General features: G+C 69.5%; 12 protein-coding genes. 7 read left to right on the plus strand and 5 right to left on the minus strand.

All coding sequences use genetic code 11. From position 1 onward, the window contains the following. Positions 1 to 36: 36 nt before the first annotated feature. The 7 genes from OH768_RS26130 to OH768_RS26160 all read left to right on the plus strand — a co-directional run bounded on the left by OH768_RS26130 (position 37) and on the right by OH768_RS26160 (position 8,093). Positions 37 to 687, plus strand: a complete 651-nt coding sequence (locus OH768_RS26130; protein WP_406457469.1) for an SCO family protein — start codon at positions 37 to 39, stop codon at positions 685 to 687. Beyond that, a complete protein-coding gene (locus OH768_RS26135; RefSeq protein WP_406457471.1) occupies positions 684 to 1,130 on the plus strand; it encodes a copper chaperone PCu(A)C in 447 nt (148 codons plus the stop codon). The genes OH768_RS26130 and OH768_RS26135 overlap by 4 nt, the downstream gene beginning before the upstream one ends. Positions 1,131 to 1,146: 16 nt before the next feature. Further along, positions 1,147 to 3,141 carry a copper resistance CopC/CopD family protein gene (locus OH768_RS26140; protein ID WP_406457473.1) on the plus strand — a complete coding sequence of 665 codons (1,995 nt, stop codon included), beginning with the start codon at positions 1,147 to 1,149 and terminating at the stop codon, positions 3,139 to 3,141. An 8-nt stretch (positions 3,142 to 3,149) separates the two neighbouring features. Next, a complete protein-coding gene (gene efeB / locus OH768_RS26145; protein WP_406457475.1) occupies positions 3,150 to 4,448 on the plus strand; it encodes an iron uptake transporter deferrochelatase/peroxidase subunit in 1,299 nt (432 codons plus the stop codon). Between the two features lie 72 nt (positions 4,449 to 4,520). Continuing rightward, positions 4,521 to 5,453 (plus strand): prephenate dehydratase, encoded by a 933-nt coding sequence (pheA, locus tag OH768_RS26150; RefSeq protein ID WP_406457477.1) that lies wholly within the window; start codon positions 4,521 to 4,523, stop codon positions 5,451 to 5,453. A 562-nt stretch (positions 5,454 to 6,015) separates the two neighbouring features. Next, positions 6,016 to 7,293, plus strand: coding sequence for a serine--tRNA ligase (serS, locus tag OH768_RS26155; RefSeq protein WP_406457479.1), 1,278 nt, complete (start codon positions 6,016 to 6,018; stop codon positions 7,291 to 7,293). Continuing rightward, complete coding sequence (locus tag OH768_RS26160) at positions 7,290 to 8,093, plus strand: HAD family hydrolase (RefSeq protein ID WP_406457481.1); 804 nt, start codon at positions 7,290 to 7,292, stop codon at positions 8,091 to 8,093. The genes serS and OH768_RS26160 overlap by 4 nt, the downstream gene beginning before the upstream one ends. A gap of 311 nt (positions 8,094 to 8,404) precedes the next feature. Here the strand turns inward: OH768_RS26160 and OH768_RS26165 are convergent, their stop codons facing one another. The 5 genes from OH768_RS26165 to OH768_RS26185 all read right to left on the minus strand — a co-directional run bounded on the left by OH768_RS26165 (position 8,405) and on the right by OH768_RS26185 (position 12,243). Beyond that, positions 8,405 to 8,644, minus strand: a complete 240-nt coding sequence (locus tag OH768_RS26165; RefSeq protein ID WP_359610812.1) for a hypothetical protein — start codon at positions 8,642 to 8,644, stop codon at positions 8,405 to 8,407. Between the two features lie 81 nt (positions 8,645 to 8,725). Beyond that, on the minus strand, positions 8,726 to 9,445 hold the full coding sequence (locus OH768_RS26170) for an ABC transporter permease subunit (protein ID WP_406457483.1): 720 nt from the start codon (positions 9,443 to 9,445) through the stop codon (positions 8,726 to 8,728). 11 nt (positions 9,446 to 9,456) lie between these two features. Beyond that, on the minus strand, positions 9,457 to 10,368 hold the full coding sequence (locus OH768_RS26175; RefSeq protein ID WP_406457485.1) for an ABC transporter ATP-binding protein: 912 nt from the start codon (positions 10,366 to 10,368) through the stop codon (positions 9,457 to 9,459). Further along, the gene (locus OH768_RS26180) at positions 10,365 to 11,273 is read right to left on the minus strand and encodes an ABC transporter permease subunit (RefSeq protein WP_406457487.1); all 909 of its coding nucleotides are present in this window, start codon (positions 11,271 to 11,273) and stop codon (positions 10,365 to 10,367) included. Before OH768_RS26180 ends, OH768_RS26175 begins: the two co-directional genes overlap by 4 nt. Continuing rightward, the gene (locus OH768_RS26185) at positions 11,263 to 12,243 is read right to left on the minus strand and encodes an ABC transporter ATP-binding protein (protein ID WP_406465447.1); all 981 of its coding nucleotides are present in this window, start codon (positions 12,241 to 12,243) and stop codon (positions 11,263 to 11,265) included. The genes OH768_RS26180 and OH768_RS26185 overlap by 11 nt, the downstream gene beginning before the upstream one ends. Positions 12,244 to 12,378: the final 135 nt, after the last annotated feature.

Raw genomic sequence — 12,378 nt, forward strand, 5'->3', positions numbered from 1 at the left:
GCGCGCCGGAGCTCTCACAACTGGGACATTTTTCCTATGCGCAAGAAGACGTTCGCGGCGGCAGCGCTGCTCGCCGCCGCCACCCTGACGCTCTCCGCCTGCGGCAGCGGTAATGACGCCAACAGCCCCGTCGCCGTGGTCTCCGAGGACACCGCGACCCAGGCCGCCACCGTGCTCGACACCCCGTTCGAGAAGCCGGACCTGGTCCTCACGGACACGCACGGCAAGAAGTACGACTTCCGGGCGGAGACCAAGGGCCGGCCGACGCTGATCTACTTCGGCTACACCCACTGCCCCGACATCTGCCCGCTGACGATGAACAACATCGCGGTCGCCAAGAAGTCGCTGCCCAAGGCCGAGCAGGACAAGCTGCTGGTCGTGTTCGTCACCACCGACCCGGCCCGGGACACCGCGTCGGAACTCGGCAAGTGGCTCAAGGGCATCGACACCCAGTTCGTCGGCCTGACCGGCGACTTCGCGACCATCCAGGCCGGCGCCCGTACCCTGGGCATCTCCATCGAGCCGACCTCGAAGGACAAGAACGGCAAGCTCGTCTCCGTCCACGGCACCCAGGTCGTCGCGTTCTCCCCGAAGACCAACGGCGGTTATCTCCTGTACGGCCAGGACACGACCGTCGACGACTACACCAAGGACCTCCCCAAGATCATCAAGGGGGAGACGCCGTGAGGCGGTTCGCCGGGCCCGTCGCGGTGCTGACCGGCGCGCTGGTCCTCACCGGCTGCGGCGGCTCGGACGACGCGAAGGCCCAGCTCTCCGTCGGCTCCGCCTATATGCCCCAGCCGGTCTCGGACATGGCGGCGGGCTTCCTGGACATCGCCAACAAGGGCGGCGCGAAGGACGAGTTGACCTCCGTCACCAGCGACGTCGGCCCGGTCTCCGTGCACGAGACGGTCGGCCAGGCGATGGAGGAGGTGCAGTCGCTCGATGTGCCTGCACACGGTCAACTCGTGTTCAAGAGCGGGGGCAACCACCTGATGTTCGACAAGCTGAAGCACACGCTGAAGCAGGGCGACAACGTGACCGTGAAGCTGCACTTTGCCAAGTCCGGCCCTCTCACGGTTGAGATGCCCGTGAAGTCGGCGACGTACAACCCCACGACCGGGCACTGAGGGAGGGACCCCCACCTTGAAGACGACCATCACCCCCCGAGTCCGCACTCTGGTGCTGCTGTTCCTGGCCGTCGTCGGCATGCTGTTCGCGGGTGCCGGGACGGCCTCCGCGCACGCCGCCCTGACCGGCAGCGACCCCTCTTCGGGGGTGGTGGTCAACAAGGCTCCGACGCAGGTCTCGCTCACCTTCTCCGAGAAGGTCGCGACGAACAACAACTCGCTGCGCGTGCTCGACCCGAAGGGCAAACGCGTCGACGTCGGCAAACCGTCCAACATCAGCGGTACGACGTACGCCGTGCAGATCCGCAGTGGACTGCCCGACGGCACCTACACGGTGGCCTGGCAGGTCGTGTCCGCGGACAGCCACCCCGTCGGCGGCGCCTTCACCTTCTCGATCGGCTCCCCCTCGAAGACCACCGTCTCCGCGTCGGCCGAACAGGACGTCGGCGGCGGGCTCGTCGGCGGGCTGTACGGCTTCGGGCGCTATATGTCGTACGCCGGCTTCGTCGTCATGGTCGGCGGCGCCACCTTCGTCCTGGCCTGCTGGCAGCGGGGCGCCGGGGTGCGCGCGCTCCAGCGGCTGGTCGTGTCCGGCTGGGTCTCGCTGACCGCGGCCACGCTCTGGCTGCTGCTCATCCGCGGCTCGTACACGACCTCCGGGAAGTTCGGCGACATCTTCGACCTGAACCTCCTCGGCCAGGTCCTCCAGACCAAGACGGGCGCCTCGCTCGTCTCGCGGCTGCTGCTGCTCGCCGCCGCCGCGCTGTTCATCGCCGTGCTGTTCGGGGCGTACGCCCGCCCGTCTCCCACCACCACCCTGCCTGACGGCGCTTCGCGCCGACTGCCTAATTCAAGCGAGGACGAGGAGAAGCGGGACCTGACCTTCGGGCTGGCCATCGGCGGCGGTGTGGTGGCCGCCGGGCTCGCCGCGAGCTGGGCGCTGTCCGAGCACGCCTCGACCGGGCTGCAGCCCGGCATCGCGATGCCGGTCGACGTCGTCCACCTGCTGGCCGTCGCGGCCTGGCTCGGCGGCCTCACCGCCCTCCTCGTCTCGCTGTACCGGGCGCCCGCCGACAACCCCGTCGGGCGGGCCGCCGTACAGCGCTTCTCGCGCCTCGCGTTCGGCAGTGTCGTCGCGCTCGTCGCGACCGGCATCTACCAGTCCTGGCGCCAGCTCGGCTCCTGGTCGGCGTTCACCGACACCGGGTACGGGCAGCTGCTGCTCGTGAAGATCGGGCTGGTGGCGCTGCTCGTCGGGATCGCGTCGATCTCCCGGCGCTGGACGGGGCGGCTCGCGGACAGCCACACCGACACGGCCAAGGCTGAGACGGTCGTCGAGGAAACAGCGGCAGCCGAGGCACACGAGCCGGAGAAGGAGCACGTCACGGCGTCCGCCAAGACCGGCGGTTCGTCGCCCGCGTCCGGTGACTCCAAGCGCGCCGCCCAACTCGCGCGCCAGCAGGCCGCCGTGGACAACACCCGGCAGAAGCGGCTGCGGGACGCCGATCCGAACCTCTTCGGGCTGCGCCGCTCGGTCCTCGCCGAGGCCGCCGTCGCGGTCGTCGTCCTCGCTGTCACCACGGCCCTGACGACCACCGAACCGGGCCGCACGGAGGAGGACGCCAAGGCGACCAAGGCCTCCTCCTCGTCCTCTTCCTCGTCGTCCTCGGGCGCGCTGACCCTGGACATGTCCTTCGACACCGGGGGGACGGACGGCAAGGGCGTCATCCGGGTCGACATCGACCCCGCGCGGGTGGGCGGCAACGAGATGCACGTCTATGTGCAGCGCCCCAACGGCCGGGCCTTCGACGTCCCCGAGGTGAAGGTCGCCTTCACGCTCGCCGCGAAGAAGATCGGTCCGCTGCCCGTGACGCCCGACCGCATCACCACCGGGCACTGGGCCGCGAACGGAATCCAGATCCCCATGGCGGGCGACTGGAAGATCTCGGTGACCGTGCGGACCTCCGACATCGACCAGACGACCGTAGACAAGAACGCGCAGATCGGCTGAACCACGCCATGCCTGACCAGTCCATTCCCGAGGCCCGCACCGTAAAGGCACCTCCTGGGGAGGCCGTTTCCGAAAACGCCTCCCCGGGGAAGGGTGTTTCCCGCCGACGGCTCCTTGGTACGGCCGGTGCCACCGGGCTTGTGCTCGGTGCGGCGGGCGGGGCCATGGGGTACGCGTCCGCACCGGCCGGAGCCACTCCGCTCACCTCGCTTGGCGCGGACAGGGCAATGTTTCACGGGAAACATCAGCCCGGCATCACCGAGGGCCTCCAGGCGCGCGGCCACCTGGTCGCCTTCGACCTCGCGGCGGGCGCGAGCCGCAAGGAGGCGGCGGCCCTGCTGCGCCGCTGGTCGACGACCGCCCAGCGGCTGATGGCGGGCGAGGCGGCGGCGCAGGACGACACGGATGTCGCCCGGGACGCGGGACCCTCGTCGCTGACGATCACCTTCGGCTTCGGCAACAGCTTCTTCTCCCGTACGGGCCTGGAGAAGCAGCGCCCCGCCTCCCTCGACCCGCTCCCCGACTTCTCCTCCGACCAGCTCGACAAGTCGCGCAGCGACGGCGACCTGTGGGTGCAGATCGGCGCCGACGACGCCCTGGTCGCCTTCCACGCCCTGCGCACGATCCAGAAGGACGCGGGCAGCGCGGCCAGGGTCCGCTGGCAGATGAACGGCTTCAACCGGACCCCGGGCGCGACAGCCCACCCCATGACGGCCCGCAATCTGATGGGCCAGCTCGACGGCACCCGCAATCCCAAGCCGACCGAGTCCGACTTCGACAAGCGGATCTTCGTGCCGGCGTCCGGTTCGGCCGACCCGGCCTGGATGGCGAACGGCTCCTACGCCGTCGTACGCCGGATCCGCATGCTCCTCGACGACTGGGAGAAGCTCTCGGTCGGCGCCCAGGAGAACGTCGTCGGGCGCCGCAAGTCCAATGGGGCGCCGCTTTCCGGGGGCGGTGAGACGACCGCGATGGACCTGGAGAAGACCGACGCGAAGGGCGCCCTGGTCGTCCCCATCAACGCGCACGCCCGGATCGCCCGCCCCGACCAGAACGGCGGGGCGGCGATGCTCCGGCGCCCCTTCTCGTACCACGACGGCATCGCCGCCGACGGCACCCCGGACGCCGGGCTCCTCTTCGTCTGCTGGCAGGCCGACCCGCTGCGCGGCTTCGTCACCGTGCAGCGCAAACTCGACCGCGGCGACGCCCTGTCCACATACATCCGCCACGAGGCGAGCGGCCTGTTCGCGGTCCCGGGCGGGGCGGCGGAGGGCGAGTACGTGGGGCAGCGGCTGCTGGAGGGGTGAGCCCGTCGCCCTGACGGGTGGCCGATAAGGGAAGCGTGCGCTCGGTTTCGCAAGGCCCATTAGGGTGAGGTCATGCCAGCCAGCTACGCGTATCTCGGCCCTGAGGGCACCTTCACCGAAGTCGCCCTGCGGACGCTTCCCGAGGCGGCCACCCGGGAGCTGATCCCGTATGTGTCGGTGCAGTCCGCGCTGGACGCGGTGCGCACCGGTGAGGCCGAGGCCGCGTTCGTGCCGATCGAGAACTCCGTCGAGGGCGGTATCACCACCACCCTGGACGAGCTGGTCGCGGGCGCGCCGCTGATGATCTACCGCGAGGTCCTGCTGTCGATCACCTTCGCGCTGCTGGTCAGGCCGGGTATGAAGATCTCCGACATCAAGACGGTCTCCGCGCACCCGGCCGCCCAGCCGCAGGTCCGCAACTGGATGAAGGCGAACCTCCCGGACGCCCTGTGGGAGTCGGCCGCCTCGAACGCGGACGCCGCCCGCCTGGTCCAGGAGGGCCGCTACGACGCCGCGTTCGCCGGTGAGTTCGCCGCCGCCCGGTATGGCCTGGAGGCCCTGGAGACGGAGATCCACGACGCGGAGAACGCCCAGACCCGGTTCGTGCTGGTGGGCAGGCCCGCCCGTCCGGCAGCCCCGACCGGCGCGGACAAGACGTCCGTGGTCATCTGGCAGCGCGACGACCACCCCGGCGGCCTGCGGGACCTGCTCGGGGAGTTCGCCACCCGGGGCATCAACCTCATGCTGCTGCAGTCCCGCCCGACCGGCGCCGGCATCGGCAACTACTGCTTCTGCGTCGACGCCGAGGGACACATCTCGGACCGTCGCGTCGCCGAGGCGCTGATGGGGCTCAAGCGGATCTGTCTGCAGGTGCGCTTCCTCGGTTCGTACCCGCGCGCGGACGTCGGCGTCGACGGCGTAAGGCCGCTGTTCCCGGGGACCTCGGACGAGGAGTTCCTGTCGGCGGCGGACTGGGTCGCGCACTGCCAGGACGGCCGTTTCTGACCGGCGGTGCGCCAACAGTGCCCCGGTAGTACCTGCGTATCTTCGTTATCCACAGAAGTTATCCACAGGCTCACTTCTCGACCTGGGGACAAGTCGACAGTGGAGCATCAGCCTGTCGACAAATCGCCCTACAAGCCCTTGGTGTGGGCACCGGCGCGTAGGTCACTCTTCGTCCACCCGTTTCCTTCGGGCAATCCTATGGAGCGACGCAATTCCACCAAAAAGCGGGCGTGAAGGACGTTTGGGTCGGGAATTCCTCAACCTGAGGGCCTCTTCAGGAATGATCACTTCCGGCATCCACAGATCTTCCACACAGCCTGTGGATAACTCTTCCGGGATGTGGATTCCTGTGGACAACCGCGGCCTCAAGTCCCGTTTCCCGCAAGGGATTCGAGTCAACAGGCCGCCTCGCGGCTGCCCCGTTCAAGGGAGTGGGACGCTCTTTTATTGACTCGCATCAACAGGCATTGACACTCTGCGCAATTAACCCATAACTGGATGTAAGCCGCAGTTCGGAATACCAAGTCGTGAGCCGGAACCCCGCACCGGTAGCCTGGTCCGCGTGATTGACCTTCGCCTGCTCCGTGAGGACCCCGACCGTGTGCGCGCGTCCCAGCGCGCCCGTGGAGAGGACGTCGCGCTCGTCGACGCTCTCCTGTCCGCCGACGAGCGGCGCAGGTCGTCCGGCGTCCGCTTCGACGAGCTGCGTTCCGAGCAGAAGGCGCTCGGCAAGCTCATCCCCAAGGCCTCCGGCGACGAGAAGGCCGAGCTGCTCAAGAAGACGGGCCAGCTCGCCGCCGACGTCAAGGCGGCCGACGCCGAGCAGCACGAGGCGGACGAGGAGACCAAGCGCCTCGCGCTCCAGCTCGGCAACCTCGTGCACCCGGACGTGCCCGTGGGCGGCGAGGAGGACTTCGTCGTCCTGGAGACGCACGGCACGATCCGCGACTTCGCCGCCGAGGGCTTCGAGCCCAAGGACCACCTGGAGCTCGGCGAGGCGCTGGGCGCCATCGACGTCGAGCGCGGCGCCAAGGTCTCCGGCTCGCGCTTCTACTACCTCACCGGCGTCGGCGCCCTCCTGGAGCTGGCGCTCGTCAACGCGGCGATCGCGCAGGCCACGGAGGCCGGCTTCATCCCGATGCTGACCCCGGCGCTGGTCCGCCCGCGCGCCATGGAGGGCACCGGCTTCCTCGGCCAGGCCGCGGAGAACGTGTACCACTTGGAGAAGGACGACTTCTACCTGGTCGGCACCTCCGAGGTCCCTCTTGCGGCCTACCACATGGACGAGATCCTCGACGCCGACAAGCTGCCGCTGCGCTACGCGGGCTTCTCGCCCTGCTTCCGCCGCGAGGCCGGCACCTACGGCAAGGACACGCGCGGCATCTTCCGCGTGCACCAGTTCGACAAGGTCGAGATGTTCTCGTACGTCCTCCCCGAGGAGGCGGAGAACGAGCACCAGCGGCTCCTGGGCTGGGAGAAGCAGTGGCTGGACGGCCTCGAACTGCCCTACCAGGTCATCGACGTGGCCTCGGGCGACCTGGGCGCCTCCGCCTCCCGCAAGTTCGACTGCGAGGCGTGGATCCCGACCCAGGGCAAGTACCGCGAGCTGACCTCGGCCTCCAACTGCGACAGCTTCCAGGCCCGCCGGCTCTCCGTGCGGCTGCGCGACGGCAAGAAGGTGCAGCCGCTGGCCACGCTCAACGGCACGCTGTGCGCCGTACCGCGCACGATCGTGGCGATCCTGGAGAACCACCAGCTGCCCGACGGTTCGGTGCGCGTGCCCGAGGTGCTGCGTCCGTACCTGGGCGGCCGTGAGGTCCTGGAGCCGGTCGCCAAGTGAGCACCGGCTTCCCGTACAAGCTGATCGCGACCGACCTCGACGGAACGCTTCTGCGCTCCGACGAGTCGGTCTCGCCGCGCACCCGTGCCGCACTCTCGGCGTCCACGGAGGCCGGTGCCGCGCACATCGTGGTGACCGGCCGCGCGGTCCCCTGGACCCGGCACATCCTCGACGACCTCGGTTACGAGGGCCTCGCGGTCTGCGGCCAGGGCGCCCAGGTCTACGACGCCGGGGAGCACCGCCTGCTGACCTCGGTCACCCTGGACCGGCAGCTGGCCGGTGTGGCCCTCGCCAAGATCGAGGCGGAGGTCGGCCCGCTGTATCTGGCGGCGAGCCGGGACGGCCTGGACGGCGATGTGCTGGTCGGCGACGGCTACACGGTGACGGGCTCGCTGCCCTCGACCCCGCTCTCGGACGTGTCCGAGCTGTGGGCGGCGCCGCTGAACAAGATCTACATCCAGCACCCGAGCCTCACGGACGACCAGCTCGCCGAGGCGGCAACGCTCGCGGCCGGCGGTTTCGTCTCGGTCGCGATGGCCGGCGAGGGCATCGTCGAACTGCTTCCGCTGGGCCTGACCAAGGCAACCGGCCTGTCGCTGGCGGCCCGCCGCCTGGGCCTGAAGGCCGCCGACACGATCGCCTTCGGCGACATGCCCAACGACATCGCGATGTTCGCGTGGGCGTCCCACAGCGTGGCGATGGCCAACGCCCACGAGGAACTCAAGGCGGTGGCTGACGAGGTGACGTCCTCCAACGAGGACGACGGCATCGCGGTCGTGCTGGAGCGGTTGCTCGCGTAGGTGTGGGCAACCGCCCCAGCTCGACATGCCCCCTGCGATGGGGGCAACAGGGAGGGCGGCCCACGCGATAATGAGTCGCGTGCTCGAAGCGGCCGCCCCGGGCAGCTCCCCGTGGTGGGCGACTCGACGGAGGGGTAACTACTCCGGAGACCGCCGCGGGCTGCCCTGAAGGGAGTTGGACGTCCTGTCGTGCATCGACATCGTCCAGCTCCTCTCCCAGTCGGTGGCGCCGGCTGCTCCGGCGTCGACAGAACAACTGTGCCTGTACGCCGAGTTGGACGCCACCGAATAAAAGGGCAGCCGAGGGGTGGCTAGCTCCGGCGCCACCTGCGCCGACGCGCCTTGCTGAAGAACCAGCCCGCGGGCGGCTCGTCCGAGCGCCAGGGCTGCGGCTCGGGCGACTCGTTGCGCCAGCGCGCCGCGAGCATCCGGGCGCGCGCGGACGGCTCGGCCGTCTCGGCGGACCGTATGAAGTCGTCGTCCAGGACCAACTTGTCCCAGCCGTCCCCTGATTCGGCCTGACCGCCGCCGTACGGTGCCTGTCCCGCCATCCCCGTTCCTCCTAGCCGTGCGTCCCCGTTTGCCCAGTGTGCCCGGACAGAGATGAAGCCCCCGTCAAAGATCAGGGCCTGTCATTCCTCGCCGGCGAGGGTCAGCGAGCGCAGCTTCTGTCCGGCGTACCAGGTCGCTCCCACGGTGACCGCGACCAGGAACACCGTCGCCGTGGTCAGCCCGACGTCCGAGGTCACCAGCTCGCCGCCGGACACCTTGTGGGCGACGGCCAGGGACCACTGCTGGACGCTGAGCGTGCGGGCGCCGGCGACCAGGGAGCCGAACAGGGCCTCCCAGACGAGGGCGTAGACGAGCCCGAAGACCACCGCGTGGCGCGAGACCGTGCCGAGCAGCAGGAACAGTGCCGCGTAGGCGATGGAGGCGACCAGGGCGGCCACCGTGTAGGCGACGGCGATCTGCTGCCCGTTGCCGTTCAGGATGAGCCCGGAGATGAGCATGGGCACGGCCGAGAACACCATGGTGACGCCGACCGCCACGATCAGCTTGGTGAAGATGATCGTGGGCCGCTTCAGCGGCTTGGACAGCAGGTACACCACCGAGCCGTCGTCGATCTCCGGTCCGATCGCGCCCGTGCCCGCGATGACGCCGATGATCGGCACCATCGTGGCGAGGCCGAGGCCGCCCAGGACGTCGACGGCGGTCTGGTCGTCGGCGCCGGCGAGGGCGCGGACCACCACGGAGATCACGATCAGCAGCAGGGGCAGGGCGCTCAGGATGAGGGCCCGGCGCCGGCCGAGCAGGGCCCGGTAGGTGAGTCGGGCGACTGTGGGGTCGTACATCTCTTGGCCTCCTACGCCGCGACGAGATACGAGAAGACGGACTCGAGGGACTCGTCCGACGGCGAGACCGTGAGCAGCCGGATGCCGTGGTCCCTGGCCACCCGGGGCAGCAGCGCGGTGAACCGGCCGAAGTCGACGGCCTGGATGCGCAGCGCGCCCTCGGCGAGGTCGACTTCGATGCCCGAGGTCGACGGGTCCGCGATCAGCGCGGCGGCGAGGGCGCGGTCGTCGCTGGAGCGGACCAGGTAGCGGTGCGGGCGGTCGGTCATCAGGCGGCGGATCTTGCGGAAGTCGCCGCTGGCCGCGTGCCGTCCGGCGACGACGACCTCGATGTGCCAGGCGAGCTGTTCGACCTCTTCGAGGATGTGGGACGAGAAGAGCACCGTGCGGCCCTCGTCGCCCATCCGCCGCAGCAGGTCCATGAGCTGCATGCGCTGGCGCGGGTCCATGCCGTTGAAGGGCTCGTCGAGGAGCAGGAGCGAGGGGTCGTGGACCAGGGCGCTGGCCATCTTCACGCGCTGGCGCATGCCCTTGGAGTACGTGGAGATCTTGCGGTCCTGCGCGTACTCCATCTCGACCGTGGCCAGCGCCTTCTGGGCCGCCTTGGTACCGAGGCCGTGCAACTCGGCGTTGGCGACGACGAATTCGCGTCCCGTGAGGAAGTCGTACATCGCCTCGCGCTCGGGGACGATCCCGATGTGCTTGTAGATCTGTTCGTTGCGCCAGACCTGCTGGCCGTCGAGGGTGACGGTGCCGGTGGAGGGGGCGAGGAAGCCGCCCATCATGTTGATGAGGGTGGACTTTCCGGCGCCGTTGGGGCCGAGGAGTCCGGTGACTCCGGGGCCGACGTTCATGGTGATGTCGTTGACGGCGACCACGTTGCCGAACCAGCGGGAGACGTGGTCGATGGAGAGCGTGGTCACAGGCCCACCTTCCGGTAGCGGCGGATCAGGAGGCCGTAGGTCGCGGCGATCAGGCCCAGGACGGCGAGGACGTAGACGACGCCTTCTCCGTGAGTGGGGCCGACGCCTCCGGGGAACGCCGAACTCGCGCCCAGGAAGGCCGACTGGAGGCCGTCGATGAGGGTGACGGGCGAGAAGAGGCCGATCCAGGGGATGGCGCTCGTGGCGTTCTGTGCGTCGGCGATGGCCTGGAGGGTGGAGACGGCGCCGTAGGAGATGGTCAGTACGGCGATGACGGCCGCGATGCCGAAGCCGCGGCGCGGGGTGACCGCCGCGATGACCAGGCCGATGCCGGCGAAGAGCAGGGACAGGAGAGTCACGGAGACGAGTCCCTGGGCGAAGCCCTTGGTCTGGTCGGCGAAGTCGAGCTTCGCGAGCAACGCTCCTACGTAGAGCACGATCAGCGGGGCGGCGGTCAGGATGAACATGGCCGAGGCGAGAGCCGCGAACTTGGCCCTCACGTAGTCGGCGGTCTCGATCGGCCGCGAGAAGTACAGCGGCACGGTCTTGAAGCGCAGGTCGCGCGAGACGGACTGGGGTGCCTGGGAGGCGACGTAGAGGCTGATGACGGCCTGCATGATGATCGCGTAGCGCGTGTAGTCGACGGGCAGGTCCTTGGCCTTCGTGGCGACCGCGACGGCCACCATGATGGCCGCGGGCACGCACATGACCACGAACAGCAGCATCGGCAGCACCTTGGACTTCACCGAGCGGCCGAGGCCGTAGGCGCCGCGCAGGGACTGCGAGTAGAGGGAGCGCCGGGCGTAGGCGCGGCCCAGGCGGGGGCCGGTGTAGTTGCGGTAGCCGATGTTGTGGATGCGGGTCTGGTCGCCCGGCTGGGGGACCAGGGGCTGGTCAATTGCCATGGCCTACGGCCTCCTTCCGCTCTGCGTCGCTGTCGGTGCCGGTCTCGGTGTCGGTGAAGACCTCGGAGATGTGGTGCCTGCGCTGCTCCATGCGCACCAGGCCGAGGCCGAGGTCGGCGATCGCGTCCCGGACCACGTCGTACGTCTCCTCGCCCGAGGCCGTCAGGAGCAGGACGTGGCCCGCGCCCGGCAGGCCGCTGCCGTCGTGGGTGTCCACCCCGCGCGCGTGGAGCGCCTCGCGCACCGCGCGGGTGCCGTCCGGGTGCTCGTCGGTGTCGGTGACCTCGATCGCCAGGGTCGTCGTGGTCTGGGTGAAGTCCGTGGTGGAGCTGGAGCGCAGGAGCTTGCCGCCGTCGACCACGATCACGTGGTCGCAGGTGCGCTCCAGCTCGCCCAGCAGGTGCGAGGTCACCAGGACCGAGATGCCGAAGTCCGTGTAGATACGGCGGATGAGGCCGAGCATCTCGTCGCGGCCGACCGGGTCGAGGCCGTTGGTCGGCTCGTCCAGGAAGACCAGCTGCGGGTCGTGGACGAGGGCCTGCGCGAGCTTGACGCGCTGCTTCATGCCCGTCGAGTAGCCCCCGATGGGGCGGTAGCGCTCCTCGTACAGACCGACATGGCGCAGCGTGTCCGCGGTGCGCTCGCGCGCCGCGGTCGGTGGCAGGCCGGACATGCGCGCCATGTGGACGACGAACTCGGTGGCCGAGACGTCGGGCGGCAGACAGTCGTGCTCCGGCATGTACCCGACGCGCTCGCGGATGTCGGCACCCTTGGTGGCGACGTCGAGGCCGAGCACTTCGGCTCGGCCCTCGGAGGCGGGGGACAGACCCAGCAGGATCTTGATCAAGGTGGACTTGCCGGCTCCGTTGGCACCGACGAGCCCCGTCACACCGGGTCCGACGTCCACGGAGAGCCGGTCAAGCGCGGTCACCCGGGGGAACCGCTTGCTCAGGCTTTCGGTCGCGATCACAGTCACGTCTACGAAGGTAGTGACGCGGACCACTGCGGTCGTCACCCCGCAGAGCTGTCCTCACGTCAGACTCCAGACGTACGGGCCCGTAGGGGATGCCCCTACTTGAGAGCTACGCGACCGGCCCGCGCACTT

The sequence above is a fragment of the Streptomyces sp. NBC_01622 genome (genome assembly GCF_045209635.1).
Taxonomy (GTDB): Bacteria; Actinomycetota; Actinomycetes; order Streptomycetales; family Streptomycetaceae; genus Streptomyces.

Coding starts and splice junctions, on each gene's coding strand:
- OH768_RS26170 (WP_406457483.1), bottom strand. CDS start 9,445: ATGTACGACCCCACAGTCGCCCGACTCACCTACCGGGCCCTGCTCGGC.
- OH768_RS26180 (WP_406457487.1), bottom strand. CDS start 11,273: ATGGCAATTGACCAGCCCCTGGTCCCCCAGCCGGGCGACCAGACCCGC.
- OH768_RS26165 (WP_359610812.1), bottom strand. CDS start 8,644: ATGGCGGGACAGGCACCGTACGGCGGCGGTCAGGCCGAATCAGGGGAC.
- OH768_RS26130 (WP_406457469.1), top strand. CDS start 37: ATGCGCAAGAAGACGTTCGCGGCGGCAGCGCTGCTCGCCGCCGCCACC.
- pheA (WP_406457477.1), top strand. CDS start 4,521: ATGCCAGCCAGCTACGCGTATCTCGGCCCTGAGGGCACCTTCACCGAA.
- efeB (WP_406457475.1), top strand. CDS start 3,150: ATGCCTGACCAGTCCATTCCCGAGGCCCGCACCGTAAAGGCACCTCCT.